We start from the raw sequence: 25,325 nt of genomic DNA on the forward strand, positions 1-25,325 counted from the left end.
TTCTCGCTATAGATACAAGGCGTTTCACTCTCTAACCTGCTAACGCCTTTTTCACCTATCAAAACATTGAAGAATTAGCACCATTCTAACGGTGTTATGGACCTAGGCGTCCTATTGCCTAACAAAACTAAACTTAACTATATCGGAGTACAAATATGCACGTTCAACACGACAACTTCAAAAAAGACTTTTCCTTCCGCTTCAACACTGAGAGCTTCAAATTCGATCACTCTGAGTGCCAGCGACTAATCGAAGAAGCCCAGTCGCTCTACAACAATGACGCCATTCACTACAAAAAAGTCTTGGTATCAGCTCCTACTCTGGCTTCTTTCTCCAAAGCTGCTGCCACCCTGGCCGCTGATGGGTTTACGGTGCTGGAAAATGAAAAGGCTCACTCAGCTTCCTTTGGGCACTACGCAATTCGTTTCGTCAAATCTCATTCCTTGCAGAACGAAGACCGGGAATGGATCAAGAATCAGGTACAGGAACTTTATCTCGCCAAGGTTGAAGATAATTTCAAGGCTGAAAAATACCGCCTGGTTCAAGAAGCTGTAAACGAGGCCCGCCAAAAGGATGCGGAAGAGATTGCCAAGAAGGAACGCACGCGTCTGGAGAAGATTGAGAAAGAAGCCGTTGCCACTTTGGAAAAGCAACTACAGGAGGCTAACTAATGAGCAATCCACAGGTACATATGCGTGGTATTGAGCGGGCTTTCGCCAAGACTCCAGAACAACGGTTAGAAACTTTAATGGCAAGCCCCTATTGGGAGCTTAATCAAAAATACGCTGCTCGCACTGAGATCCGAAATGCTAAACGTCATCTTAAATACTTGGAAGAGAAAATTGCCACCAGGGATAAATTAATCGCTGAGACGCAAGCGCAGACAAAGGCTGCTAAAGATGAGATAGCTCGCATTGACGCTGAGACTAAAGCAATTCAATCAGAGATTAAAAAGCTTGAACATGAAAAGCTGATGAAGACCCTTCGCGCTAACGCGGCTATCAAAGAGTTCACTGCCTCTCTCAAAGGTTCTCCCACTGCCCCTGTTGCCGCCCCTGTAGCTCCTGCTCCTACGCGGAGTGCAGCCGACGCCCTACAAGAGCTAATCAATAAGCGCTATCGACTCAAGTAGCACTATACGGCCAGGGAAGGCTATCCAAGGAAAACAATAAATGGCATTTTATCAATGGCTGGTGCTATCTGTTCCAAGCAACACACGAATCAACGAAATCTTATCATCGACATTCTCAAGCTTCGTCATAGACGACTGGGGAGCTGACAGCGATGTTAATGGCAGCAGGGTCTATTCGATTCAAGCAATCTTAGAGTCTCAATCCCCGCTATTAAACAACTTCCAAAAGTCTTTCAGTTGGTACAAATGGTGTTGGTGTAATTCAGCAGTGGCAGTCGGCAGCGGCTACAGTGGAAGTCATTCAACATTAGAGTCTTTCAATAAATTTAAAACATCTTACGGCTTGCAATTCAGTAGAGGCCGTACTATTTCGCAATTACAAGGATAATAAATATGAGCGCCACTGAAATAAGCAGCTTCTACTCTTCCATCGGATTTCGCCTTAACAAAACTCAGTTCCGCCAGGCTGAGCAAGCGATGGCAAAGATGGAAGCGATGATGCTAAAGCTCAAAAGTCAATTTGATAAGAGCTTTCAGTTTTCTCCCAAGATCAAATTCAATTCTCTCGCCTTCCAACGCGACATTCAGAAGAGCTTGAATCAAGTGGCTAAGCTCACTGAATTCAAGATGGAACGGTTCAACATCGACAATGTGAAGCTAAATCGAAGCCTTGCCTCTGCTATCAGGCGTGCTGAATGGTCAGCCCAGTCATTGAAGATAAAGACGGTGGTAGAGCGTTCCCCCGTCAGTCAGGCAGCCCGCCAAGTGGCTCGTATCCCTGGTGTTCACGCTGGGGGGATACAACCTGTAGAAGCTAACAGCGCCGCTGGTGGTGCTGTGTTGGCCGCTGTACCTCGATGGCTAGCACCTGCTGCTGTGGGATATGCAGGCGTCAGGGCAACATCGGCCTTGTTCAATGCTAATGCTCAGCAGCTCAGTAACCGCAACCTGATCGCTAACGTGGTCGGCACCAGCCCTAACCCCAAGATCAATGCCGAGCGCTCAGAAGCCGCAAATCAGTACGTCTGGAATGAGAGCAATCGCCTAGGTCTACGTGCTACGGATCAGGTGAATGGCTACGCCTCGATGCTCGCTGGTGGTCACGCTGCTGGCCTGAAGTACGCCCAATCTCAGGACGCCTGGACACAGCTCAACGAGCACGCCGTCACGATGCACCTCAGTAACGAACGCATGAAGGGCCTTCAGACCTCAATTATTCAGATGATCTCCAAGGGGCGCGTCCAGTCGGAAGAACTTTTTGGCCAAGCAGCGGAACACGATCCAACGATGCCCGCACTATTCGCCCAGGCAAATGCGGAGCTGAAGAAATCCGGCAAGACAGGCCAAGCAGCAATGGTCCAGCTTCGAGCCGATATGGAGAAAGGTCTAGTAGGCACTGACGTGGTGCTCAAGGCGCTACAGATCGGCAGCAACCAAGCGAAGGATGCCCTGGCTCGTAGTACGCAAACGTCTCAAGCTGAGCTTAACCGGGTGCAGAACACGATAGACAGCACGATCAATGATGCAAGCCTTCAGGGGTTGGAAGACAATTTCCAGGCAGCTTTGAACGCCGTCAACACATTCGCTAAAGACCTACAGCCAGCAGCGCTAAGCCTGGTTAAAAGCTTCGGTGAGGCCTACAAGTCGACGTCTGACTTTGCACTGTGGATGCGTGGCATCGCTAAAGGCAACATCACACCGGAGAAGGCTTTAGCGACGGTGAAGGAGAAGCTACCTGACGCTGCCCAAAACTACGCTGATCATCACCCAGGGCTTCAAGGGATTAACTGGCTTTGGGAGAACCACCCTGTTCTAAAGCGAGTAAAGGATGGTGCAGCCAGCTTGTACGATCAAATTATGGGACCCGAGCAAGGCACTCCTGGCAACAGGTGGGTTCCAGACTTCAAAGCGTACCAGCCACCCAAGCTAAGTTACCAGACTCCCTTCAATGAGTTTCAGATGCCAGCGGCATTGCCTTGGACACCTCCTGTTCAATTCGGCGAGAACCCGATTGTGAATACTCCGAGTACTGCCGATTTAATGCAGAGCATGCAGCAGAATTACCAGTCTCATAACACTACCAACGTAGACAATCATCTTGTTATTGAGAACGGTGCCATCCAAATTAACGGCACCAATCTTTCCGTCGATGAGCTTGGCAGTGAACTGGAGATTCGGATGGGTGATATTGCACGCAGGATGCAAGAAAACGCCTGGTCCGACACGATGATTCAGTACCCCCATATCGGACGTTAACCGTTCACCAATACTCCCTAACCACAACAACAATACGGCCCCTTGATTGGGGCTTTTTTATGAGAAATATAATGCAGTATTTCATTTTAAATAAAAATAGTAATCTTATCCAAGGTTTTATCTCTTCAAGCTTTCCTCCTGCAAAAAATGAACAATATAAGTTTATTCTTGCAAGCGATAAAACTCTTGATCTGTATTTCAAATGGGTAAAGAAGAATCCAGAGTCTTATCCTGACATCTGCGATCTTGCATCCAAATCTAAATATCTTTCAGAAGAGTTTAATCCCAATGGCAGGAAGACATTCCCAACCTTCCCAAAAGAGGATTGGGAGCCTTCTCCTCCAGCAGCTAACGCACGTGAAGCAGCAATTGCTTCCTGGCTGGACCTTCACCCTAAGGCTGATGAGCACGATCTAAGCGAGCAGTTCAACACGGGTCTGGTAGCAGCTAAGGCTTATATCCAGAAGTATCGTATAGCGTCGTAGAGCCTTCCGTGAGGGCTAAAACATGCGGCCCCTGGCATAGGTATAGGGCCGCTACTTTTCGTGCTCTACAGGCCCTGTAAACACTGTATTTAAAACACTAAATTAACGTTATCCGAGGTATCAAATGCGAGTTTTCGTAAACTACGTTTTTAAAGATAAGCGCACCAGTATTGAACTGCCCACCAAGCTCGTTCAACTCTTCAATCAGAAGTATCCAAACCAAAGTATAGGCCCATTTCTTACTCAACTGCTAAAGGCTGAGAAAGCTAACCGTATCGGCTCAAGTCTTGTCATTAGTCGTCTTGTGGAGGAGCTACTATGAAGATCACCTTCCAGCACGTCACCACTTTCACTAACGTCGCCTTGATCGGTGCTATCTGCTGGTCAATGAGTCAGAGCACGACATGGCAACGAGAGTTCAAAGAAAGCATCAACCAGCTAACCCTTGAGACGCAGCGTAACCTTACCGCTATGCAAAGCAGGCTGGAGAACAAGATTAACAATCTGAATGAGAGTTTAGACCAGTACCAGATCAATACTGGTAGAAGTTTGCGGAATCTTGAACAGCGTGTTGAAAGTCTTGAACGCAAGCCAACTGTAATTTTCAACGGCCAGCAGGGCTTCCGCACTCAGCAGCAATCACAACAAAACACTAATCAGTAGCACGCCCGCTTATATATTTTATAGAACAGTATCATGCTCAAACGTAGATATACCAAGGGTTCCAGCAGTTTTGCCTTAATAAAATTAAAGGAAATTAGAAATGTTAGACGACTTAAAGAATCAACTCGCTGTCACTATCAAGGCTTATCAATCTGAAGGCAAACCAGTACCAGACCAATTGTGGGAACAAGGCATTTATATCTTTGAGATTGAGAATGCTCTTAGAGAGAATGACGAAGTTAAGTTTGAATACTATATGGAGCAGCTATTAGGTGGTGGTACGCTAATCGCCTAAGCAGCAAGGGGTGTACTATTCCATGACTCTGTGGTCTCGTGGTCGTCCCACTGCCACACCTGGGGCACCTCGGCGTTGAATCTCTTGAGGTGGGTGTCCATCAGGTTGTAGCGATAGTTGCCGCGGAATTCGTCCAGGGTTTCCGCCACCTTGCTCTTGGCTTCGGTGGTGATATTGCGCCAGATGCGTCCCTCTTCCACCGTCAGCTGGGCCGGGACCGGGCCGTCGGCATAGATGGTGTCGCCACTGTGCAGGAAGAAGTCCGGCCGCCGCTCGCGCATGGCGTTGTAGATGCGCATGCCGCCGATGTCGGGATTGATGCCAAAGCCCTGCCCCACGGTGTCCCCGCCCCAGACGAAGCGAATATCGCCGCGCTGGCTGGGCGCCGAACGCAGGTGGCCGATGACGGGTTCGCTGAGCGCGCCGCTGTCCACGTCTTCGAAGCGCACGCGGTAGAAGATGTGCTGATCGGCCGGCAGCCCGGCCAGGTCGATGCGGGCCGTGTAGTCCTGGGCCGCCATGGTGACGGGGCCTGCCGCCTTGCGCAGGGAGCGAAAGCTTTCCTGGGTATCCCACTCCACCAGCAGCCGCGCCGGACGATCCGTCCGACTCCAGATCAGCGCCTGCCCGCCGGTGACATCCCCCGCCTGGACCCCATCGGGTATTCCCGGGCGCCCTGCCGGTGCGGCCCAGGTTCGCTGGCCCAGGGCGGGCAACAGTAGCGTGGCACCCAGGCCTTGCAGAACGCGACGACGATCGGGACGGATAAGGGACATGGCAAGGGCCTCTGGCGAAAAAGGCTAGGACTACCCCGCCTTGATGACCCGTTCGTGACAATAGGGGTATCAGGTGAAAGGCATCGCCCCTATAGGGGTGGTATTAAAGAACGGGCGCTTTGGCCTGGGCGGCCTGAAATGGCATCATGGCGCCCCCATTACGATCCGCCGTTGTGGCCGTCGCGAAGTTGCTTGGAGCCCCCATGTCCGCCAGACCCTACATCACCGTCACCCCGCCCAACGTCGCGCTGCATGGACGGGTCGCCCCACCCGGTTCCAAGTCCATCACCAACCGCGCCCTGCTGCTGGCAGCGCTGGCCAAGGGCACCAGCCGCCTGACCGGCGCCCTCAAGAGCGATGACACCCGGCACATGTCCGAGGCGCTGCGGCAGATGGGTGTCACCGTCGACGAACCCGACGCCACCACCTTCGTAGTGACCAGCTCCGGGCGCCTGCAGCAACCGGAAGCACCGCTGTTTCTCGGCAATGCCGGCACGGCGGTGCGCTTCCTGACCGCGGCGGTGGCCACCGTCGACGGCGCCGTCACCCTGACCGGTGACACCTATATGCAGAAGCGGCCGATCGGTCCCCTGCTGGAGACCCTGAGCGCCAATGGCATCCAGGTAGAGGCGCCGAGCGGCTGTCCGCCGGTGACCGTTACCGGCCAGGGCCGGCTCACCGCGCGCCGCTTCGAGGTGGATGCCGGCCTGTCCAGCCAGTACGTCTCCGCCCTGCTGATGCTGGCCGCGCTGGGCAGCGAACCGGTGGACGTCGCCCTGCGTGGCAGCGACATCGGTGCCCGTGGCTATGTCGACTTGACCGTCGAGGCGATGCGCGCCTTTGGTGCCCAGGTCGAGCAGCTGGACGCCGCCACCTGGCGGGTCGCCCCGACCGGCTACGTCGCACGAGACTACTTCATCGAGCCGGACGCCTCCGCCGCCACCTATCTCTGGGCGGCCCAGGCCCTCACCGGCGGGACCATCGACCTGGGGGTGGCCGACGACGCCTTCACCCAGCCCGATGCCAAGGCTCACGACCACATCGCCGCCTTCCCCCGGCTGCCGGCGGTCATCGACGGTTCGCAGATGCAGGATGCCATCCCTACCCTGGCGGTCCTGGCAGCCTTCAACGAGACCCCCGTACGCTTCGTGGGCCTGGCCAATCTGCGCGTGAAGGAATGCGACCGGGTGGCGGCGCTGCACGATGGCCTCAACGCCATTCGCGCCGGTCTCGCCAGCGTCGAGGGTGACGACCTGCTGGTGGCGGCCGACCCTGCCCTGGCCGGTACCCGGACCGATGCCGTGATCGAGACCCACGCCGACCACCGCATCGCCATGTGCTTCGCCCTGGCCGGCCTGAAGGTGGCAGGCATCCGCATTCTGGACCCCGAATGCGTCGGCAAGACCTATCCTGAGTACTGGAATGCCCTGCGCAGTTTGAACGTCCAGCTGAGCGAGGGTATCGAAGCCTAGGTAACGCCCGTCACACGCCCGCTCGCTGAATGGAATCCCCGCATGTCGACCTCTCTGCTCGAACAGCAGGCGCTTCTGCAGTTGACCTCCCACGCCCTGGTCATCACCGACCGCGACGGGTGCATCGAGCGCTGGAACCGCGGGGCCGAGCTGCTGTGTGGCTGGCCGGCCAGCGAAGCCCGGGGCCAGCGCTTCGCTGAATTGCTGACGTCGGGCCGGGACGCCGCCTTCCTGACCACCGCCCTGCATCAGGCGCTGGTCGACGAGCACGGCCGGGGCGCCGGCTGGATCACGGTGCAGGGCGGCACGCCACGCTGGGTGGAGATCGCCACTACCGCCGTGAAGGACGCCGACGCCCCGCTCGGCTTCGTGCATGTCCTGCAGGACAGGACCGATCAGCTGATAGCCGAGGAGCGGGTGCGACTGGCCCAGGAGGTCGGGCGCGTCGGTACCTTCGAGCTGTTGCCCGGCGAGGCCCGACTGCTGGTGTCCTCCGGATTCTGCCAGCTGTGGGGATTGCCGGTCCGCCGCAGCTATCCCCTGGAAGAGCTGGTCCAGCAGTTGCATCCCGACGACGTCTCCAGCCTGCGAACCCTGACCGCGGCGCCGGACGACGACGCCCTCGACTATCTCGAATACCGCATCCGCCGTGCCGATACGGGCGAGGAGCGCTGGCTCGGTCGGCGCGGCCAGCTGATGACCAGCCAGGGCGGCGGCCGCTACCTGGGCGTCTGCTACGACATCACCGAGCGCAAGCTCAACGAAGCCGCCATCACCGAGCGCGATCTCTGGTTGCAGGAGCTGTACCACGGCATGCGCGAGGGCTTCTACATGGCCCAGGCGATTCGCGATGCCGCTGGCCGGATGGAGGATTTCCGCTTCCTGGAGGTCAATCCGGTCTTCGCCACCCTCACCGGCATTCCCCTGGATCAGGTCCTGGGACGGACGCTGCGCGAATCCCTGCCGCAGCTGGAAGCCGATCTGCTCCCCGCCTATGTCGACTTCATGAACGGCGATGCCGAATTCACCCAGTTCGACATCCTGCTGCACCTGCAGCATGAGCACTGGTACGAGGTGCGCGCGCACAAGCTGCCGGGCGACCGTTTCGCGGTGCTGTTCATTGACATCAGCAATCATCGCCGCCAGGCTCAGGAGCTGGCCCGCAACGAGGCGCAGCTGCGCGCCATCATCAACTCCATCGACCAGATGGTCTGGGCCACCCGCCCCGATGGCCACCACTTCTATTTCAATGACCGCTGGTACGAATTCACCGGGGTGCCGGAAGGCTCCACGGAGGGCGAAGGCTGGGCCAACGTCTTCCACCCGGACGACCAGGAGCGTACCTGGAAGGTCTGGCACCACAGTCTCAGCACCGGCGAGCCCTATCACATCGAATACCGCCGGCGGCATCGCTCCGGGCGGTATCGCTGGGTGCTCGGCCGGGCGCAACCGGTGCGTGACGCCAAGGGCCGCATCGAGCAATGGTTCGGCACCTGCACCGATATCCAGAGCATCGTCGATGCGCGGGAGGTCCTCACCCGTTCGCGCCAGGAGCTGGAACAGCAGATCGAACTGCGCACCCGCGAGCGTGACCGGATGTGGCGCATCAGCCATGATCTCATGGTGATCTGCCGCCCCGATGGCGAGGTGAAGACGGTGAACAGCGCCGCCACCCGCCTGCTGGGACGACGCGAAACCGACCTGGCGACCGTCCAGCTCACCGAACTGATCCATCCGGACGACCAGCGCCAGGTCTTCGATACCCTGCGCTGCCTGGGCCGCCAGCAGGGCTCGGCCAATCTCCGGGCGCGGCTGCGTGCCCGCGATGGCAGCTATCGCATCCTCGACTGGACCGCCAGCGCCGAAGACGAGCTGATCTACGCCGTGGGCCGCGACGTCACCGAGCAGCAGGAGCTGCAGGAGCAGTTGCGCCAGGCGCAGAAAATGGAAGCCGTGGGTCAGCTCACCGGCGGCATCGCCCACGACTTCAACAACCTGCTGACTGGCATCATGGGCAGTCTCGACATGCTGCAGCGGCACCAGAAGGCCGGTCGCCAGGACAAGTTCGACCAGTATCTACACTCGGCGCTGACCTCCGCCCAGCGCGCGGCCGCCCTCACCCAGCGGCTGCTGGCCTTTTCCCGGCGCCAGGCGCTGGATCTGCAGCCGATTCACGTCAACGACTGCGTACGCTCCATGGAGGAGCTGCTGCTACGCAGTCTGCGCGGCGATATCGTCCTGCAGCTCGAGCTGGACGCCGGACTCTGGCAGGCGCTCACCGATGCCCACCAACTGGAAAGCGCCCTGCTCAATCTGGTCCTCAATGCCCGCGATGCCCTGCCCCATGGCGGCACCATCCGCATCGAGACGCGCAATGTCTATCTCACCGACAGCGGCAATGGCCTGGACGCTGTGAGCGCCGGTGACTATGTGGAGCTGCTGGTGGCGGACAACGGCACCGGGATGCCACCCGAGGTCATGGCACGCGCCTTCGACCCCTTCTTCACCACCAAGCCCATCGGCCAGGGCACTGGCCTGGGGCTGTCGATGATCTACGGCTACGCCAAGCAGTCCAAGGGGCATGTCCGGCTCGATTCCCTGCCCGGCCAGGGCACGACCGTGGGCCTCTATCTGCCCCGCTATCTGGGCGCCGACGTGGAGCCGCCGCGGCTGGCCTCCCCCACGGTCACCCCCCATGGCGCCGGCAAGACCGTGCTGGTGGTGGAAGACGAACCCGTGGTCCGGCAGATGGTGGTGGATCTGCTGCGCGAGCTGGGCTACGCGACCCTGCAGGCCGAAGACGCGCGCGGCGCCCTGCCGTTGCTGGAAAGCGGCCGTCCCATCGACCTGTTGCTGTCCGATGTCGGCCTGCCGGGCATGAACGGTCGCCAACTGGCCGAGATCGCACGGCAGCGCCGGCCCGGCCTCAAGGTGCTGTTCGCCACCGGCTATGCCGAGGGGGCGCACCTGGAAGGCTATCTCGATCCTGGCATGACCCTGATCACCAAGCCCTTCAATCTCGACGCCCTGGCCACGCGCGTCGGCGAAACCCTGGCAGCCGATCCCCTGCCCCTCAGCTCGGCGGCTGTTGGCCCGCAAGACGGCGATAATTGAGCGGACTCTGGCCGGTGCCGCGGCGGAAAAAGCGGGCGAAGTAGGCCGGATCGGCAAAGCCCAGGGCGTCGGCGATCTCGCCTACCGATGCCTGGGTGTAGGTCAGGGTGCGGCGCGCCTCCAGCAGCAGGCGCTGGTGCACGATGGCCAGCGCCGAGGCGCCGGCCAGCTGCCGGCAGAGGCCGTTCAGATGGACTCCCGAGATCCCGAGCGCCGCCGCGTAGCGCCCCAGGCTCCAGTGCTCGCGATAGTGCTGCTCCACCAAGGCCAGAAAGCGTCCCAGGTGCTGTTCGGCGCGCCGCGGCAGGGCCGCGCCCGGTTCGGGCCGATGCTGCCGCAGCAGCCAGATCGCCAGGCTGTCGAGCAGGGCTTCGAGCAGGACCTCGCGACCGGGCTTGTGGCCCTCGTATTCGGCGACGAGCTGACCGATCAACTGGTCGATCCAGAGAGCGTCCGGTCCGCTCAGGTCCAGGCACCCGGCGGCCAGGAACAGTCTCTGCCCGGCTCTCTGGCAGCGCTGCTTCAGGCGCTCCACCTGCGGCACCGGCAGGGTGACCACGAAACCCTCCACCGAGGGCTCGAATTCGAAGGCATGCACGCACAGCACCGGCAGCACCACCAGCAGCGGTCCGCGCCTTTCGCCCTGCCAGTCTTCCAATTGCAGACGCACCCCGCCCTGGCGCACATAGAGCAGTTGCGCGAGATCCGCATGGCGATGGGTCTCGATATGCCAGGCATGCAGCCGACTGCGACTCTCGATGGTTTCGCAGTGCAGCAGATCCGGCGCCGGCCAGGCCTGGGCCTCGCCATACAGCTTGAAGATGGGTGGCAAGGCGGTGGTCATCGACAGTCCCTGGGCGATAGCCGCACGAATCATTGAAAAGTACCAGAAAGTATCGCAAAGGTCGCTGTCGATACAGGCGAAAACCGTCCAAAAATACCGGAGACCCATAACAAGACGGCGATCACGCCAGACAAGAGGACAGACTCCATGCGCACCCAAGTCGTCATCGTAGGCGCGGGCCCCTCCGGGCTGCTGCTGGGCCAGCTGCTCACTCGCTCGGGTATCGACAATGTCATCGTCGAGCGCCAGAGCGCCGACCACGTACTCAGTCGCATCCGTGCCGGCGTGCTCGAACAGGGCACCGTCGATCTGCTGCGCCAGGCCGGCGTCGCCGAGCGACTGGAACAGGAAGGCCAGGTGCACGAAGGCGTGGAGTTCGCCATCCACGGCCAGCGCGAGCGCCTGGACCTGAACGATCTGCTGGGCGGACGCTGCGTCACCGTCTATGGCCAGACCGAGGTGACCCGCGATCTGATGGCCGCCCGCCAGGCCAGCGGCGCCCCTACCTTCTACCAGGCCAGCGAGGTCCAGCTCCACGAACTCAAGGGCGAGCGCCCCCATGTCACCTGCCAGGTCGCCGGTGAGACGCTGCGCATCGACTGCGATTACATCGCCGGCTGCGACGGCTTCCATGGCGTCTCGCGCCGCAGCATCCCGGACGGCGTGCTCACCGAATACGAGCGGGTCTATCCCTTCGGCTGGCTGGGCTTGCTCAGCGATACCCCACCCGCCGCCGACGAACTCATCTACGTCAATCACCCGCGGGGCTTTGCCCTGTGCAGCATGAGATCGGCGACCCGCAGTCGTTACTACCTGCAGGTGGAAGCCGGAGATGCGGTGGAGAACTGGTCGGACGAGCGCTTCTGGACAGAACTCAAGGCGCGCCTGCCAGCCGAGACGGCGGCCCAGCTGGTGACCGGTCCCTCGCTGGAAAAGAGCATCGCCCCGCTGCGCAGCTATGTGGTCGAACCCATGCAGTACGGCCGGCTGTTCCTGGTTGGCGACGCCGCCCATATCGTCCCGCCCACCGGCGCCAAGGGACTCAACCTGGCACTAGGCGACGTGCGCAATCTGCACCTGCTGCTGGAACGCGCCTATCGCAGCGGCGATGCCAGCTGCCTCGAACGCTACTCCACGCTCTGCCTGAAGCGGATCTGGGCGGCGGTACGCTTCTCCTGGTGGATGACCACCGCCCTGCACCGCTTTCCGGATACCGATGCCTTCACCCAGCGGGTGCAGGACGCCGAACTCCAGGCGCTGCTCGATTCCAGAGCGGGTCGCACGACCCTTGCGGAAAACTACGTCGGACTGCCCTTCCCCGCGCTGGATTGATCGGGATCGCCCGCAGGTGGTGACGGCTGCGCGTCTGATGCATGATGGCGCCCCCGTTCCACCTGGCGCCCTACCCTCATGCTCGAATTCGCCCTGGACCCCATGACCCTGACGCTGCTCGCCGGGGTCGCCTTCCTCGCCGGTTACATCGACGCCATCGCCGGCGGTGGCGGCCTGCTCACCGTGCCGGCGCTGCTGATGGCCGGCGTGCCGCCCCATCTGGCGATCGGCACCAACAAGCTCAGCTCGACCTTTGGCAGCGCCACCGCCGCCTACACCTTCTACCGCCGCAAGCTGTTCCATCCCCGTCAATGGCGGCATGCGCTGCTGGCTACCGCCCTCGGTGCGGGGATCGGCGCCCTGGTCGCCCACCATCTCTCTGCGGACTTCCTCAATCAGCTGCTGCCGGTCGTGGTGTTCAGCTGCGCCCTCTATCTGCTGTTCGGCGGCACGCCCAAGGCGCCAGTGCTTAGCGATGCGCCCGTGCCGCAACGGCGCCAATGGCCCCAGGGCCTGACGCTGGGTGCCTATGACGGCCTGTTCGGACCGGGTACGGGCGCCTTCTGGACGGTCAGCAGCCTGCTGCTCTATCCCCTGGATCTGCTCAAGGCCAGCGGCGTGGCGCGCACCATGAATTTCGTCAGCAACGGGGTCGCCCTGGTGATGTTTATCGCCCTGGGGCAGGTGCTCTGGGTGCTGGGGCTGACCATGGGTCTGTCGCTGACCCTGGGGGCCTATCTGGGCGCGCGCAGCGCCATCGCCGGCGGTGCCAAGTTCATCCGCCCGGTGTTCATCTGCGTCGTGCTGGCGCTGACCGTCAAGCTAATCTGGCAGCACTGGTTCAGCGCCGCCTAGCCGCTCGACCCGATAGCGATCGATCAGAAAGCGCGAGATGGAAAAGGCCGGCGGCAACGTCGGCAATTCGCGCAGGTGGAACCAGCGCGCATCTTCGATTTCATCCGGTTGGCAACGGATGTCGCCGCTCAGGTAGTCGACGTGATAGCCCAGCATCAGGGAGTGCGGATAGGGCCAGTTCTGACTGCCCTGGTAGCGCAGGTTGGTCACGGAAACGCCCACCTCTTCCATGATCTCCCGGTGCACGCAGGCCTCCGCCGACTCACCCGGCTCGACGAAGCCGGCCAGGGTGCTGAAGACCCCGGGCGCGAAGCGGGGCGACCGCGCCAGTAGTACCTCGTCGCCGCGCGTGACCAGGGCGATCATGCTCGGCGACAGGCGCGGATACTGGGTGAGCTGGCAATTCGGGCACTTGAGGCCGCGCTGGCCATCGAGCGCGAAGGTGCGGGTACCGCACTGTCCGCAGAAGCGATGCTGGCGTGCCCAGGTCCCGATCTGATTGGCATAGCCCAGCAGCTTGAACAGCGCATGGGGCGATTGCAGCATCAGCGGCCGCAAGGGTTGCCAGACGCAGCCCTCAATGTCCGGCGGCGCATCCAGTTCGAGCAGGGTGACCGGCTGAGCCTGCCACTGGCCGAGGCCATGGCGCTCTCCTGCGAATCCCTGCACCCGCGAATCGTCACTGGCGAAGAGCACGTCCGCCCCCGAGGTCAGAAACGCCTGGCCGCTATGGACGACCAGCCAACCGCCGGAGGGCTGGGCGGTCGGGAACCAGCCGGGTTGCCAGACACTCATGCCGCAGCCGAGGTCCAGCCCAGGGCGCGAATGCTTTGCGCCGCGATATCGAGGATTTCCGGGGTACCGTCCTGACTCTCGGTGCCACCGCTTTCGACAAAGAATTCGATACTGCTGAGGGCATCCGCCAGCACCTCGAGGGTCGCCGGCTCACAAGCCTGGCCGCCCTCGATCAGGCAGCGCTGGATGTAACCGGTGCAGGCACGCACCAGTTCGGCCGCCCGGGGATTGCCCAGGAAGAACAGCGCCCCTCGGACGGTATCCAGTAGCGCCGGCACGGTGGCCAGGTGCAGGGCGTCGCCCCGCGAGTCGAGGAAGGCACCGATGGCGCGCTTGGCGTCGGTCAGGCCCTTGTAGGCTTCCCGATGCAGCAGCGCCTGGGCTTCGCCCAGCTGGTAATTGGCGACACTGACCTGGACGCCATCGGCTTCCAGCGGCACGTCGATCAGCGAGCCCTGCCCTTCGGGCTGGCCCAGCAGACTTTCCACCAGCAGCAGGGCATCGGCCAGCGGCGCGAGATCGTCCAGCACCAGGGACCTGTCGCGGAACTGGGAGATGTTCGGCAGGCACTGCTGCAGGACCTGGCCGGCATTCTCCTGGCCAACCATCTCCAGGGTCTTGCCGAGCAGGCCGACCTGGACATACAGCCGGGAGAAGTTGTCGGAGCGTGGCAGGCGATTCTGCTCGGCGCCGTTGCGTAGTTCGGTTTCGATGAGATCGATCAGGTCCTTGACCGTCTCCAGCTCTTCGCGGATGGCGGCCGACAGCGAATGCATCACGGCATGGCCCGGACCGGCGAGACGCTTCTTGCCGGCTTCGAGCTGGGCATCGGTGAAACCGAGTCGCTCGAAACCGTAGGCATTCATGACTTCCTGCGGATGGGCGCCCTCGACACCGGCCAGCGCCAGCAGATACAGCAACTCCTTGAGGGTGCTACGCGCGGGCTCGTGCAATTCGTTGCCCAGCATCTGGCGCAATTCGCGATCGACCCGGGCGAACAGCTGCTTGCGTTCCCGGGTGGCGGTCAGGCGACCCTGGGCAAAGCCCTCGACGGTAGCCGCGGCGACCCAGGGCAGGTAGCCGCCGACCTGATCGTGCAGCAGCGCCGCGGAGCGCTCCAGCGCCCGCGCCATCAGGCGCAGACTGGCCACGCCATTGACGTCGCGCAGGAAACCCAGCAGGCCGACCTGGTACATCTGGCGCATCCGGCGCGCCTGGGCCTGGCGCTCGCGCAGGCCCAGGCGCGTGGTGGCGCTGATCAGCGGGCGCTGGTCGAGGCGGACGCTGAAGAAATAGCTTTCCGGGAGTTCCGGTTCGCCGCCCGCCAGGCGCAGGGCATTGATCGCCGGCAGCAGCAATTCGGGCATCTCGTCCTGGCCGCTGCGCAGCTGTTCGAGATAGCGGCGCAGGACATGCAGCCCACGGCAGATCGCCATGAGGTGCTCGTCATGCTCGGGACCGGCGCCGGCCGGGATGTCATTGGCGATCTGCAGCGTCTGATGGGCGAGCAACTGGGCGCCTGCCAGTTCGATCAGCGTCAGGGCGCCACGAATCTGGCCGATACTCTCGACCGCGCGCTGCAACAGGCTGCTGCAGTGCCGCTCGACGATGAATCGCTCAAGATGGGATTCAGCTTCCTCTATGGTCGCGAACAGCTGTTCGCGGACCAAGCTCAAAGCTCTTGCTCCGGTCACCATAGTGCCTTACGCCTCCTGCGCCATTACAACCTCGCCAACGCCATTTTAAAACGGGAAGAAAGGCTTGCTATTCCAACTGGAGCCTAGGTACCTGCGTCTTCCTGACCGGGCCACACTAATCATTCCGGGCGGACGGGGATTGGACCTCACGCCACGCCAGGGAACCTTGCTCTGGAACGCTAGACCTGTAAATCCACAAAAGCGAAGCGATAATTCCGAATCGTCATATGATTTTGAGGAACCAAGAAAGTTCCGCGCAATTCGAAATTCGAGGCTTCATGCGGGCTCAAATGACCAGCCTGCAGCATCTTAGTTGAACAATAGCTGAAAATTGTGAGGTCTTTCAGCTTATTCGGACGAACGCGAACGCCCCGTCAGGGACCGACCGGGCGCTGGGGAGAAGGGAGGAAGGCGTTATTCGCTTCCGGCGCCTGCCAGCCAGAGGGGAGTCCGGCCACAGCTCTTCTCGATGGCCGCCATGCGCGCCGCATGGGCATCGAGATCGGCGCTGCTGGCGCTGATCACCCGGGTCCGCTGGCGATCGGCCGGCAGCCGCCTGATCGGCATGACATAGTTGCCGTCGCCATTGCCTTCCTGGCCGTGCGCAGCCAGCGACAGACTGGTCTGGCCACCGGTCATGGCCAGGTAGACGTCGGCGAGGATCTCGGCGTCCAGCAGGGCGCCGTGCAGCTCGCGGTTGGAGTTGTCTACGCCATAGCGCTTGCAGAGCGCATCCAGGCTGTTGCGCTGCCCGGGATGCCGACCGCGGGCCATGACCAGGGTGTCGAGCACCGAGCAGTGCTGGGTGATGTCGGCCCGCTCGGGATGGGCGCCCAGCCGGGCGAACTCCATGTTGATGAAGCCCACGTCGAAGGGTGCGTTGTGGATGACCAGTTCGGCGCCTTCGATGAATTCGAAGAAGCTGTCGGCGATCTCGGCGAAGCGCGGCTTGTCGGCCACGTATTCGTCGGTGATGCCGTGGACCGCGATGGCGCCTTCGTCGATCTGCCGATCCGGATTGAGATAGACATGGAAGTGCCGCCCGGTCAGCCGCCGGCCAATGACCTCCACCCCACCGATCTCGATGATTCGATGGCCATCGGTCACCGGCATGCCGGTGGTTTCGGTATCCAGAACTACGTATCTCATCGCTAACCTCTTGGCTGGTTACGCCTTGGCGGCCTGCTTGGCCTGCCGGACTTCATCGACACCGCGGTTGGCCAACTGGTCGGCCCGCTCGTTCTCGGGGTGGCCGGTATGGCCGCGCACCCAGCGCCACTCGACCTGATGGCGCTGAACCTGCTCGTCCAGGGCCTGCCATAATTCGGCATTCTTCACCGGCTGGCGCGCGGCGGTCTGCCAGCCGCGCTTCTTCCAGTTCACCAGCCACTGGGTGATGCCCTTCATCACGTACTCGGAATCGGTGGTCAGGCGGATCTGGCAGGGGCGCTTGAGCGCCGCCAGCGCCTGGATGGCCGCCATCAGCTCCATGCGGTTGTTGGTGGTGTTGGCTTCGCCACCCCAGAGCTCGCGCTCCGCACCCTTGAATTTCAGCAAGGCGCCCCAGCCGCCCGGGCCGGGATTACCCTTGCAGGCGCCGTCGGTAAAGACCTCGACGATGTCGTCACTCATTGGATTCACTCGATTCGCGGCGGCTGATCTTGGCCACCGGCATGGGCACCAGCTTGCCACGCGGTTCCTTGCGCGCCTGGGGCACGGGGCGCAGGCCGAACATCAGCTTGCGCGCCGACAGCAGATAGAAGCCTGCCCCCGCTGCCTGTTCGCAGTTGGGTTCGGCCTCGCCCTGCTCCATCCAGGCCAGCCGCTGCTGCCACTTGGGGGATGAAAGCGGCGGACGATAACACCCGAAGCGACGTTTCTCCAGCGCGAAGCCCAGTACCGAGAGCCAGTCGCCGACCCGGCTGGGGCCGAAACAGCGGGCCTTGCGCAGGGCATCCCGGGCCAGGTAATGGCGCATGCCCCAAAGGCTCCAGGGGTTGATGCCCACTACCACCAGGTGCCCGCCCGGGCGCACGCTCAGCGCCGCTTCGCGCAATAGCCGATGGGGCGCCAGGGAGAAATCCAGACCGTGCTGCAGCAGGACCACGTCGGCGGCGTGCTCACCCAGCGGCCAGGCGCCCTCCTCGCAGACGATGTCGACATCCCCCAGCGGCGGACCGATGCGCACCGCGTGGCGGAGCTGGCCGCAATTGGCCGGCGCCTCGGGGTGCGGCCCGTAATGGATCAGATAGCTGCCGAAATGACGCTTGAGCTCTTCGTCGATCAGCACCCGCTCCTGCTCCAGCAGCAGCTGGCCGAGCGGGCCGGCCAGCCATTCCCGTGCCGAGCTCATCAACTTCAGCCAACGCGGATCGACCTGGGCGGAGAATTCATCGTGCATCGTCTGGTCCTCTCATACTGAAGCCTAAGCCCTTCCACCGACTGCTACCCTAGGGGCCAGCCGTCCGACCAGAGAGCCCGTCCATGTTCGACATCCTTCCGCTGCCCGCTTTCAACGATAACTACATCTGGCTGATCAAGGACGCCGCGACAAGACAGGCGGTCGTGGTCGATCCCGGCGATGCCGCCCCCGTGCTGGCCTGGCTCGACGCCCATCCGGACTGGCGCCTCACCGATATCCTGATCACCCACCATCATAACGACCACACCGGGGGCATCGCCGCCCTCAAGCAGCGCAGCGGCGCCCGGGTCAGCGCACCGGCCGACGAACGCATCGCCGCGGTCGATCTGCCGCTGACCGATGGCCAGCAACTGGAGGTGCTGGGTACGCGCTTCGACGTCCTGCGCGTGCCTGGCCATACCGCCGGCCATATCGCCTTCCATGTCCCTGGCGAGCGGCCCCTGCTGTTCAGCGGCGATACCCTCTTCTCGGCCGGCTGTGGGCGTCTCTTCGAAGGCACGCCCAGCCAGATGCTCACCTCGCTGCAGCGCCTGGCCAAGCTGCCGGACGCTACCGAAATCTACTGTGGCCATGAATACACCCTGAGCAACCTGCGTTTCGCCGAGGCGGTGGAGCCGGACAATGCCGCGATCCGGCAGGCCCTGGCGGAGACCCGGCAACTCAGGGACGCCCAGCGCCCCACCCTGCCCTCCAGCCTGGGCCGCGAACGCCAGATCAATCCCTTCCTGAGAACCGGCGAAAGCAGCGTGCGCCAACGCCTGCAGCAAGAGCGCGCGGTGCCGGCCGAGGCCTCGGAGGATACCTATTTCGCCGCCTTGCGCGGCTGGAAGGACACGTTCTGACACCTATTGCCCAGATCCTGCCAGAGCGCTGAAACCCAGGGTTTTCGGTCGTCGTACAGGTCACAGGCCAAGGGGTTGTTCCTTGACCCCCCGGGATGCGGTTCCTAGAATCGCCCATCCTCCAGCTCCCGGAAAGCCCAGACCGATGCCGCCAGCGACGCCGAAAACCCGCGAAATAGACGTGCTGGCCACCTCTTTCAAAGTCTCGGCGCTCTGCCTCGCCGTCTTCCTCGCCGGCTGCCAGAGCAATCAGCAGCCCGATAATCGTGCCTACCAGGCCGATCTGCGCATGACGCCCAGCAAGATCCAGCGCCCGCCGGAATGGCTGCGCAAGGCGCCGACGGCGGCAGCCACCAGCGGCGACATCTGGGACCGGGTACGGGACGGCTATCAACTGCAGGGCGCCGGTGACAACGGTACCAACCCGCGCATCGATCGGCAGCGTCTCTGGTACGCCAGCCACGAAGCCGCCCTCGCGCAATCCTGCAGTCGCGGCGCACCCTATCTGCATTACATCGTCGAGCGCCTGGAAGAGCGCAACATGCCGCTGGAACTGGCGCTGCTGCCGGTGGTGGAAAGCTCCTTCAATCCCAATGCCCTCTCGCGCAGCGCTGCCTCCGGGCTGTGGCAGTTCATCCCCACCACGGGGAAGTACTTCAATCTGCGCCAGACCCGCTTCTATGACGGTCGCCGCGACATCACCGCCTCGACCAATGCCGCCCTGGATTACCTGAGCAAGCTGCACGACATGTTCGGCGGCGACTGGCTGCTGGCGCTGGCCGCCTACAACGCCGGCGAAGGCACGGTCAGCCGCGCCATCGAGCGCAACCAGTCGCTGGGCCTGCCCACCGACTACTGGAATCTGTCGTCACTGCCGCCCGAAACCCAGGATTACGTGCCCAAGCTGCTGGCCGTCTCCCAGATCGTGCGCAACCCGGACGCCTACGGCCTGGCCTTGGAATCCATTCCGGACGAGCCCTACTTCGAAGTGGTGGACATCAAGCAGCACCTGGACCTGGCCCGGGTGGCCGAGCTTGCGGACCTGGATGCCAACGAACTCTATCGCCTCAATCCCGCCTACACCCAGCGCGTGACCATGGATGGCCCCAAGCACCTGCTGGTGCCGGCGGAAAAGGCCAAGCGCCTGGTCGCGACCCTGCCCAATATCTCCTCCGACGCCGTGGTGCAATGGCAGGAATACCGGGTGCGCCGCGGCGATACCATGCGCAGCGTGGCCAAGCGCAATCGCGTGAGCGTCGAGCAACTCGCCGCCCTCAACAAGCTCAGCAGCAGCAGCCGCCTCTCCGCAGGCCGGGAATTGATGATTCCACGCCGCGAGACCGGCAAGACCACCACCCCGCTGGAAACCATCGCCGTGGCCGAAGAGCCCGTGGTGCGCACCTACAAGGTACGCACCGGCGACAGCCTCTGGTCCATCGCCCGGGCCAACGAGGTGGAGCTGGCCGACCTCAAGCGCTGGAACGATCTCGGCAAGCGTGGCCTCAAGGTCGGCGAGACCCTGAAGCTGCACGGCACGGGCAGCAGCACCGCCTCTACCGTGGCGATGCCGGCATCCTATACCGTCAAGACCACCCAGGCCGCGGCCAAGACCACCAAGACCGCCAAGGCCGCGCCCACCTACTACCGGGTCAAGGCGGGCGATTCGCTCTACCAGATCGCCAAGCGCTACAACATCGGCGTGCAGGCGCTGCAGGACTGGAATCCGCGCATCGCCTCCGCCCTGACCCCCGGTCAGACCCTGACGCTGTTCCTCAACTGAGGCGCGACCGCTCACCGCAGCGGTCAACCAGCGCTTTTGTCCCGGGTATCGACCTGCTACCTTACCGCCCCACCCGTGCCTGACCCCTAGCGGAGTCAGGCCAAGATCTCGCTCTGACCTGCGCAGAGCCCTGCCCAACCCGGACCTCAGCCCAAGGCTGCTGCCCGGGAATCAACACAGAAGAGGAAAAAACCATGGGATTTCTCGCCGGTAAGCGCGTTCTCATCGTCGGCGTCGCCAGCAAGCTGTCCATCGCCTCCGGCATCGCCGCGGCCATGCACCGCGAAGGCGCCGAGCTGGCCTTCACCTACCAGAACGAGAAGCTCAAGGGTCGCGTCGAAGAATTCGCCGCGGGCTGGGGTTCCAATCCCGAGCTGTGCTTCCCCTGCGACGTTGCCGACGACGCCCAGATCGAAGCCGTGTTCGCCGCGCTGGCGAAGAAGTGGGATGGCCTGGACTGCATCGTCCACTCGGTCGGCTTCGCCCCGGGCGACCAGCTGGACGGCGACTTCACCGCCGTGACCACCCGTGACGGCTTCAAGATCGCCCACGACATCAGCGCCTACAGCTTCGTCGCCCTGGCCAAGGCCGGTCGCGAGATGATGCGCGGCCGTAACGGCAGCCTGCTGACCCTGTCCTACCTGGGCGCCGAGCGCACCATGCCCAACTACAACGTCATGGGCATGGCCAAGGCCAGCCTCGAGGCCGGCGTCCGTTACCTGGCCGGCAGCCTCGGCCCGGAAGGTACCCGCGTCAACGCCGTGTCCGCCGGCCCCATCCGCACCCTGGCCGCCTCGGGCATCAAGAGCTTCCGCAAGATGCTGGCCGCCAACGAGCGCCAGACGCCCCTGCGTCGCAATGTGACCATCGACGAAGTCGGCAATGCCGGCGCCTTCCTCTGCTCCGACCTGGCGTCGGGCATCAGCGGCGAGATCCTCTATGTCGACGGCGGCTTCAACACCACCGCCATGGGTCAGCTGAGCGACGACGAGTGATCGCGGCAGCTGCCTGATCATAGCGAAGGGCCGGCAATTTGCCGGCCCTTTTGCGTTCAGGTGTCGCTGCGTACCTGGGCGTGGCTGATCAGTGCGAAGATCAGGCTGCCGCCGACGATGTTGCCGGCCAGGGTCGGCCCGGCGAAGGTCAGCAGGAAATCACTCCAGCTCGCCTCTCCGGCAAAGACCAGATAGGCCACCTCGACGCTGCCCACCACGATGTGGGTGAAGTCGCCCAGGGCCATCAGGTAGGTGATGAGCACGATGATCCAGATCCTGGCGTTCTCTGCTGCTGGCAGCATCCAAACCATGGTCGCGATCATCCAGCCCGACACTATGCCCTTGGCGAACATCGCCGAGGCATCGTTCTCCATGACGTGGGTACCGATCTGAAGAAATTTCGCATCGGTCTTGGCGTCGAACAGCGGCAGGTGCAGCACCACATAGGCCACCAAGATGGTGCCGATCAGGTTGCCCACTAGGACGATGCTCCACAACCTGGCGAGGCGGCCAAAGTTGTGCAGAGTGGGCTCACTCATCACCGGCAGGACCGCCGTCAGGGTGTTTTCGGTGAATAGCTGCTGACGAGCCAGGATCACCGCCAGAAAGCCCGCTGAATAGCCAAAGCTGGCGATGACCTTGCTATAGCCACCCTCGGGCAGGTTGGCATTGAGCAATCCCATCGCCATCAGCGACAGCCCCATGGTCAAACCGGCGGCCAGTGCCGACCAGAACAACGCCGCGATTGTCCGCTCCAGTTCGTGATCACCCTGGGTACGGATAATCTCGTGCAGCACCACCGCGCGAGGCAGTTGACTCTCGCCGACATCCTCCTCCTCTTCGCGACTCAGCTCCGGATCTTCCGGGGTGGATTCCTGGCTCTGTCGGGGCTCTTCGGCCTGCTCCTGGTCTCTCTTCATCAGACGGCCCGCTCGTCCCAGAGAAGCTCATCGTTGTCGCCGATTTCCGTCACCCGATTAAGTGCGGCATCAGCGGCTTCTTCCGCTTCCGAGGCCAGGTCGAAATGCCGCTCAGTGGCGACCTTGTGAAAGGTCGGGTGGGCGTCTTCGCGCCGCGCCTTGACGGCGATGACCGCTTCGAAACCCTGTTCAGCCGGAACGGCAGACGAGATCGCTTCGTGATGATCGAAATGCTTGATAGCCATGGGTGCCGATGTCTCCAACCTGAGGCGACCGGACTGGTCGCACCTGATCAATAGACTGCCCAGGCAGGAAAACGATCTGTGGCGATGGCGGGGATCAGGCGCCGAGCAGCTTCTGCACCTGAAGGTGGAGACGCTCGAGCGAGAAAGGCTTGGTCAGCAGAGGAACCTTGCCCAGCAAAGGCGAACCAGTGTCGATGATTTCGGCGGGATAGCCGCTGATGAAGAGGACCTTGAGGTCGGGACGCAGCTTGAGCGCGGGCTCGGCGATCATCACGCCGGAGACGTCATCGGGCAGACGGAAATCGGTGATCAGCAGATCCAGGCGTGGCCGGCCGGCCAAGATGCGAAAGGCTTCGAGGGACGATGGCGCCTGCAGGACGGTGTAACCCAGTTCGGAAAGATAATCCGCCAGAATCATCAAAATCTGCGGCTCATCCTCGACGACCAGGACAACCTTGCTCTGTTCCGCACTCACCATCTGACCCCTGTACCCACACGCTCGGATCCCTTGGACACAAGGGGCCCGTAAAGTTCCATTCTAGACGCAGGCTCAGGGTCGCCGGCGGTGCCAACGACCCTTTGACCTTACTGCTGCTGCTTCTGGCCTTGCTCATTGATCGTGGTCTTGCCAGCACCGGTCGCGGCGCCTGCGCCTTCACCAGTCTTCTGACCAGCCGGGGTGCCCATACCGGCGCTGTTGGCCTTCGGCGGATTGCCTGCACCTTCGGTGGCGAAGGCAGCGCCACTGGCGGCGATCAGACCAGCAAACATCAGGGCAGAGATTTTCTTCGCGTTCATGGTAGGACTCCAGGTTGATTGGACACTGTTTAGGCAGGCCAAGCGCCGATTCGTTCTCTTTGTTCGCGCACAGGCGCTGTAACCGAATGCGAAGCAGCGTCTAGCGCATCCTGCCAGCCTGAAGCGTCTCGTCCAGAGCCACTGCGTCCGTCACTGCCCGCCCAGGCGGCCAACGCCAGGATGGCGTCAGCTGCCCTGCCACGCTTCAGAACAGCCGCAGCGGATAGTCGACAATCACCCGCAGCTGATCGACCGAACCACCAGTGGACAACGAGCCGCGGTGCCAGGCCTGGCGCACGCGAATGGACAGGCCCTTGGCCGAACCGGCCTGCACGACATAGCGCCCCTCCAGATTCAGCTCTCGTTCGCGGTCATCGGCGCCGTACAGTCCGCTATAGGCGCTGGTGGTGGGCAGGTTACTGCCATCGATGTCGGTGCCCTTGATGTAGCGGGTCATGAGGCTGAGACCTGGCACCCCCAAGGTCTTGAAGTTGAGGTCGTAGCGCGCTTGCCAGGAACGCTCCCCGGGCGCGTTGAAATCGGAAAACATCGAAGCATTGCCGAGAAACAGTCCACCGCCGGCGCGCCCGTTGTCGCCCATGCCGATGTAATCGAAGGGTGTATCGCCGTCGATCCGCTGCCAGCCGAGGGTGACGGTATGGGGGCCCTGGCTATAGGCCGCCGCCAGGCTGTAGGCGGTATTGTCGATGGGCCCGGCCTTGGCGGCACCGGTGTCGAGGGTGCGGTAGAGGTTGGCATCCAAGGTCAGCGACTGGGTCGCCGACAACGGCCGCACCAGGTTGAAGTTGCCGTAATACTGATTCCAGATGTCATCCAGTTGGGCGGCATAGAGCGACAGGCTGGCACCCTTGGCCAGGGCGTACTTGGCACCGGCGAAATCGACGTGACTGGCACGGCGTCGGGCATAGCCGGCCCAGAGGTCGCCGTCCCTGTTGGTGCTGACCTGATCGGTGCCCGAGGTGAAATGCCCGGCTTCCAGGGTCAGGTCAGGCAGGTCGGTGCTGAGGAGGCTCCAGCCGGTGGCGCTTTGCGGCAACAGGCGACTGGTGCTGATGGCGAAGACCGGTGCCGTGGGCAGTTGCTGGCCATAGCGCACCACGGTCTGGCCTACCCGCAGCTTGGCAGCGGCGCCGGCGCGGGAATACTCGTCCGCCGGTTCGTTGCCGGCGTGCACGGGCAGGTTACCCGTCCCTCGCCGCCCGGGACCGCCATCCAGCTTCATGCCCAGATAGCCGAAGGCATCGACGCCAAGACCTACCGTACCCTGGGTGAAGCCGGACTGGTAGTCGAGCAGAAAGCCTTGAGTCCAGTCCTTCTGATCGGCACGGCCGTTGCGGCGATCGCTACCGAAGTAGTAGTTGCGCAGGGTCAGGGTGAGCTTGCCGTCGTCCACGAAGCCATCGGCCCTGGCCTCCTGCCCCGACAGCAGCCACGCGCCGCTGCCTAGTACGCTGAGCGCCAGGGGGGCGGCCAGCCAGGAGCCTTGCAGCCAGCGATTGCCTCGGGGTAATCCTTTCTTATAGCGCGAGCGTTCCATGAAGTCCTCTGCGGAGTGTTGAAGATCTAGTTGTCTGAACGACGTCCAC

25 protein-coding genes and 1 pseudogene are annotated in these 25,325 nt (G+C 62.2%); 14 read left to right on the top strand and 12 right to left on the bottom strand.

Annotated features, from left to right (window positions below):
* Positions 1-155: 155 nt before the first annotated feature.
* From EC839_RS17420 to EC839_RS17450, 7 genes are all read left to right on the top strand, one after another.
* Positions 156-671 (top strand): hypothetical protein, encoded by a 516-nt coding sequence (locus EC839_RS17420; RefSeq protein ID WP_132832927.1) that lies wholly within the window; start codon positions 156-158, stop codon positions 669-671.
* Positions 671-1,132: a hypothetical protein gene (locus EC839_RS17425; protein ID WP_132832928.1), complete on the top strand. Its 462-nt coding sequence runs from the start codon at positions 671-673 to the stop codon at positions 1,130-1,132. The genes EC839_RS17420 and EC839_RS17425 overlap by 1 nt, the downstream gene beginning before the upstream one ends.
* Before the next feature lie 40 nt (positions 1,133-1,172).
* The gene (locus EC839_RS17430) at positions 1,173-1,520 is read left to right on the top strand and encodes a hypothetical protein (protein WP_132832929.1); all 348 of its coding nucleotides are present in this window, start codon (positions 1,173-1,175) and stop codon (positions 1,518-1,520) included.
* A 5-nt stretch (positions 1,521-1,525) separates the two neighbouring features.
* Complete coding sequence (locus EC839_RS17435) at positions 1,526-3,388, top strand: tape measure protein (RefSeq protein ID WP_132832930.1); 1,863 nt, start codon at positions 1,526-1,528, stop codon at positions 3,386-3,388.
* Positions 3,389-3,459: 71 nt separating this feature from the next.
* A complete protein-coding gene (locus tag EC839_RS17440; RefSeq protein ID WP_132832931.1) occupies positions 3,460-3,873 on the top strand; it encodes a hypothetical protein in 414 nt (137 codons plus the stop codon).
* A 318-nt stretch (positions 3,874-4,191) separates the two neighbouring features.
* Positions 4,192-4,536 carry a hypothetical protein gene (locus tag EC839_RS17445; RefSeq protein ID WP_132832932.1) on the top strand — a complete coding sequence of 115 codons (345 nt, stop codon included), beginning with the start codon at positions 4,192-4,194 and terminating at the stop codon, positions 4,534-4,536.
* Between the two features lie 100 nt (positions 4,537-4,636).
* A complete protein-coding gene (locus EC839_RS17450; protein WP_132832933.1) occupies positions 4,637-4,831 on the top strand; it encodes a hypothetical protein in 195 nt (64 codons plus the stop codon).
* A gap of 17 nt (positions 4,832-4,848) precedes the next feature.
* Here the strand turns inward: EC839_RS17450 and EC839_RS17455 are convergent.
* A pseudogene (locus EC839_RS17455) lies at positions 4,849-5,607 on the bottom strand (alkaline phosphatase); the annotation flags it as partial.
* 203 nt (positions 5,608-5,810) lie between these two features.
* On the opposite strand from EC839_RS17455, the gene aroA reads away from it, so the two are divergent.
* Both aroA and EC839_RS17465 read left to right on the top strand, forming a co-directional pair.
* Positions 5,811-7,079: a 3-phosphoshikimate 1-carboxyvinyltransferase gene (aroA, locus tag EC839_RS17460; RefSeq protein ID WP_007161721.1), complete on the top strand. Its 1,269-nt coding sequence runs from the start codon at positions 5,811-5,813 to the stop codon at positions 7,077-7,079.
* 42 nt (positions 7,080-7,121) lie between these two features.
* Positions 7,122-10,193 carry a hybrid sensor histidine kinase/response regulator gene (locus EC839_RS17465; protein ID WP_007161720.1) on the top strand — a complete coding sequence of 1,024 codons (3,072 nt, stop codon included), beginning with the start codon at positions 7,122-7,124 and terminating at the stop codon, positions 10,191-10,193.
* Here the strand turns inward: EC839_RS17465 and EC839_RS17470 are convergent.
* Positions 10,153-11,070, bottom strand: coding sequence for a helix-turn-helix domain-containing protein (locus tag EC839_RS17470; protein WP_007161719.1), 918 nt, complete (start codon positions 11,068-11,070; stop codon positions 10,153-10,155). The two genes, EC839_RS17465 and EC839_RS17470, sit on opposite strands and share 41 nt — an antisense overlap.
* 114 nt (positions 11,071-11,184) lie before the next feature.
* Between EC839_RS17470 and pobA the strand changes: the two genes are divergently transcribed.
* Positions 11,185-12,369 (top strand): 4-hydroxybenzoate 3-monooxygenase, encoded by a 1,185-nt coding sequence (gene pobA / locus EC839_RS17475; RefSeq protein WP_007161718.1) that lies wholly within the window; start codon positions 11,185-11,187, stop codon positions 12,367-12,369.
* Between the two features lie 78 nt (positions 12,370-12,447).
* Complete coding sequence (locus tag EC839_RS17480; RefSeq protein ID WP_007161717.1) at positions 12,448-13,224, top strand: TSUP family transporter; 777 nt, start codon at positions 12,448-12,450, stop codon at positions 13,222-13,224.
* Here EC839_RS17480 and nudC read toward each other — a convergent pair.
* The 5 genes from nudC to EC839_RS17505 form a co-directional block, all read right to left on the bottom strand.
* Positions 13,192-14,019 carry an NAD(+) diphosphatase gene (gene nudC / locus EC839_RS17485; protein WP_007161716.1) on the bottom strand — a complete coding sequence of 276 codons (828 nt, stop codon included), beginning with the start codon at positions 14,017-14,019 and terminating at the stop codon, positions 13,192-13,194. The two genes, EC839_RS17480 and nudC, sit on opposite strands and share 33 nt — an antisense overlap.
* Complete coding sequence (locus tag EC839_RS17490) at positions 14,016-15,716, bottom strand: hypothetical protein (protein ID WP_039976103.1); 1,701 nt, start codon at positions 15,714-15,716, stop codon at positions 14,016-14,018. The genes nudC and EC839_RS17490 overlap by 4 nt, the downstream gene beginning before the upstream one ends.
* Positions 15,717-16,130: 414 nt before the next feature.
* Positions 16,131-16,865, bottom strand: coding sequence for a DNA polymerase III subunit epsilon (gene dnaQ, locus EC839_RS17495; protein WP_007161714.1), 735 nt, complete (start codon positions 16,863-16,865; stop codon positions 16,131-16,133).
* A gap of 18 nt (positions 16,866-16,883) precedes the next feature.
* Positions 16,884-17,348 carry a ribonuclease HI gene (gene rnhA / locus EC839_RS17500; RefSeq protein ID WP_007161713.1) on the bottom strand — a complete coding sequence of 155 codons (465 nt, stop codon included), beginning with the start codon at positions 17,346-17,348 and terminating at the stop codon, positions 16,884-16,886.
* Positions 17,341-18,117 (bottom strand): methyltransferase domain-containing protein, encoded by a 777-nt coding sequence (locus tag EC839_RS17505; RefSeq protein WP_007161712.1) that lies wholly within the window; start codon positions 18,115-18,117, stop codon positions 17,341-17,343. Before EC839_RS17505 ends, rnhA begins: the two co-directional genes overlap by 8 nt.
* An 83-nt stretch (positions 18,118-18,200) precedes the next feature.
* Here EC839_RS17505 and gloB point away from each other — a divergent pair, with 83 nt between their 5' ends.
* The 3 genes from gloB (at position 18,201) to fabI (ending at position 21,755) form a co-directional block, all read left to right on the top strand.
* The gene (gene gloB, locus EC839_RS17510; protein ID WP_007161711.1) at positions 18,201-18,980 is read left to right on the top strand and encodes a hydroxyacylglutathione hydrolase; all 780 of its coding nucleotides are present in this window, start codon (positions 18,201-18,203) and stop codon (positions 18,978-18,980) included.
* A gap of 145 nt (positions 18,981-19,125) precedes the next feature.
* Positions 19,126-20,760, top strand: a complete 1,635-nt coding sequence (locus EC839_RS17515) for a lytic transglycosylase domain-containing protein (RefSeq protein ID WP_132832934.1) — start codon at positions 19,126-19,128, stop codon at positions 20,758-20,760.
* A gap of 194 nt (positions 20,761-20,954) precedes the next feature.
* Complete coding sequence (gene fabI, locus EC839_RS17520) at positions 20,955-21,755, top strand: enoyl-ACP reductase FabI (protein ID WP_007161709.1); 801 nt, start codon at positions 20,955-20,957, stop codon at positions 21,753-21,755.
* Between the two features lie 56 nt (positions 21,756-21,811).
* Here fabI and EC839_RS17525 read toward each other — a convergent pair whose 3' ends face one another.
* From EC839_RS17525 to EC839_RS17545, 5 genes are all read right to left on the bottom strand, one after another.
* Positions 21,812-22,675, bottom strand: a complete 864-nt coding sequence (locus EC839_RS17525; protein ID WP_007161708.1) for a formate/nitrite transporter family protein — start codon at positions 22,673-22,675, stop codon at positions 21,812-21,814.
* Entirely contained in the window at positions 22,675-22,920 is a 246-nt protein-coding gene (locus tag EC839_RS17530; protein WP_007161707.1) for a hypothetical protein, read from the bottom strand. Before EC839_RS17530 ends, EC839_RS17525 begins: the two co-directional genes overlap by 1 nt.
* A gap of 94 nt (positions 22,921-23,014) precedes the next feature.
* A complete protein-coding gene (locus tag EC839_RS17535) occupies positions 23,015-23,398 on the bottom strand; it encodes a response regulator (RefSeq protein ID WP_085982650.1) in 384 nt (127 codons plus the stop codon).
* A gap of 107 nt (positions 23,399-23,505) precedes the next feature.
* A complete protein-coding gene (locus tag EC839_RS17540) occupies positions 23,506-23,718 on the bottom strand; it encodes a hypothetical protein (protein ID WP_007161705.1) in 213 nt (70 codons plus the stop codon).
* Positions 23,719-23,923: 205 nt separating this feature from the next.
* Positions 23,924-25,276 carry an OprD family porin gene (locus EC839_RS17545; RefSeq protein ID WP_132832935.1) on the bottom strand — a complete coding sequence of 451 codons (1,353 nt, stop codon included), beginning with the start codon at positions 25,274-25,276 and terminating at the stop codon, positions 23,924-23,926.
* Positions 25,277-25,325 lie beyond the last annotated feature (49 nt).

The sequence above is a fragment of the Pseudomonas sp. JUb52 genome (genome assembly GCF_004341115.1).
GTDB classification, from domain to species: Bacteria; Pseudomonadota; Gammaproteobacteria; order Pseudomonadales; family Pseudomonadaceae; genus Chryseomonas; species Chryseomonas oryzihabitans.

Excerpts from the sequence above, each read along its gene's own strand:
- EC839_RS17420 (WP_132832927.1), top strand. The coding sequence starts at position 156 with ATGCACGTTCAACACGACAACTTCAAAAAAGACTTTTCCTTCCGCTTC.
- EC839_RS17425 (WP_132832928.1), top strand. The coding sequence starts at position 671 with ATGAGCAATCCACAGGTACATATGCGTGGTATTGAGCGGGCTTTCGCC.
- EC839_RS17430 (WP_132832929.1), top strand. The coding sequence starts at position 1,173 with ATGGCATTTTATCAATGGCTGGTGCTATCTGTTCCAAGCAACACACGA.
- EC839_RS17435 (WP_132832930.1), top strand. The coding sequence starts at position 1,526 with ATGAGCGCCACTGAAATAAGCAGCTTCTACTCTTCCATCGGATTTCGC.
- EC839_RS17440 (WP_132832931.1), top strand. The coding sequence starts at position 3,460 with ATGCAGTATTTCATTTTAAATAAAAATAGTAATCTTATCCAAGGTTTT.
- EC839_RS17445 (WP_132832932.1), top strand. The coding sequence starts at position 4,192 with ATGAAGATCACCTTCCAGCACGTCACCACTTTCACTAACGTCGCCTTG.
- EC839_RS17450 (WP_132832933.1), top strand. The coding sequence starts at position 4,637 with ATGTTAGACGACTTAAAGAATCAACTCGCTGTCACTATCAAGGCTTAT.
- aroA (WP_007161721.1), top strand. The coding sequence starts at position 5,811 with ATGTCCGCCAGACCCTACATCACCGTCACCCCGCCCAACGTCGCGCTG.
- EC839_RS17465 (WP_007161720.1), top strand. The coding sequence starts at position 7,122 with ATGTCGACCTCTCTGCTCGAACAGCAGGCGCTTCTGCAGTTGACCTCC.
- EC839_RS17470 (WP_007161719.1), bottom strand. The coding sequence starts at position 11,070 with ATGATTCGTGCGGCTATCGCCCAGGGACTGTCGATGACCACCGCCTTG.
- pobA (WP_007161718.1), top strand. The coding sequence starts at position 11,185 with ATGCGCACCCAAGTCGTCATCGTAGGCGCGGGCCCCTCCGGGCTGCTG.
- EC839_RS17480 (WP_007161717.1), top strand. The coding sequence starts at position 12,448 with ATGCTCGAATTCGCCCTGGACCCCATGACCCTGACGCTGCTCGCCGGG.
- nudC (WP_007161716.1), bottom strand. The coding sequence starts at position 14,019 with ATGAGTGTCTGGCAACCCGGCTGGTTCCCGACCGCCCAGCCCTCCGGC.
- EC839_RS17490 (WP_039976103.1), bottom strand. The coding sequence starts at position 15,716 with ATGGTGACCGGAGCAAGAGCTTTGAGCTTGGTCCGCGAACAGCTGTTC.
- dnaQ (WP_007161714.1), bottom strand. The coding sequence starts at position 16,865 with ATGAGATACGTAGTTCTGGATACCGAAACCACCGGCATGCCGGTGACC.
- rnhA (WP_007161713.1), bottom strand. The coding sequence starts at position 17,348 with ATGAGTGACGACATCGTCGAGGTCTTTACCGACGGCGCCTGCAAGGGT.
- EC839_RS17505 (WP_007161712.1), bottom strand. The coding sequence starts at position 18,117 with ATGCACGATGAATTCTCCGCCCAGGTCGATCCGCGTTGGCTGAAGTTG.
- gloB (WP_007161711.1), top strand. The coding sequence starts at position 18,201 with ATGTTCGACATCCTTCCGCTGCCCGCTTTCAACGATAACTACATCTGG.
- EC839_RS17515 (WP_132832934.1), top strand. The coding sequence starts at position 19,126 with ATGCCGCCAGCGACGCCGAAAACCCGCGAAATAGACGTGCTGGCCACC.
- fabI (WP_007161709.1), top strand. The coding sequence starts at position 20,955 with ATGGGATTTCTCGCCGGTAAGCGCGTTCTCATCGTCGGCGTCGCCAGC.
- EC839_RS17525 (WP_007161708.1), bottom strand. The coding sequence starts at position 22,675 with ATGAAGAGAGACCAGGAGCAGGCCGAAGAGCCCCGACAGAGCCAGGAA.
- EC839_RS17530 (WP_007161707.1), bottom strand. The coding sequence starts at position 22,920 with ATGGCTATCAAGCATTTCGATCATCACGAAGCGATCTCGTCTGCCGTT.
- EC839_RS17535 (WP_085982650.1), bottom strand. The coding sequence starts at position 23,398 with ATGGTGAGTGCGGAACAGAGCAAGGTTGTCCTGGTCGTCGAGGATGAG.
- EC839_RS17540 (WP_007161705.1), bottom strand. The coding sequence starts at position 23,718 with ATGAACGCGAAGAAAATCTCTGCCCTGATGTTTGCTGGTCTGATCGCC.
- EC839_RS17545 (WP_132832935.1), bottom strand. The coding sequence starts at position 25,276 with ATGGAACGCTCGCGCTATAAGAAAGGATTACCCCGAGGCAATCGCTGG.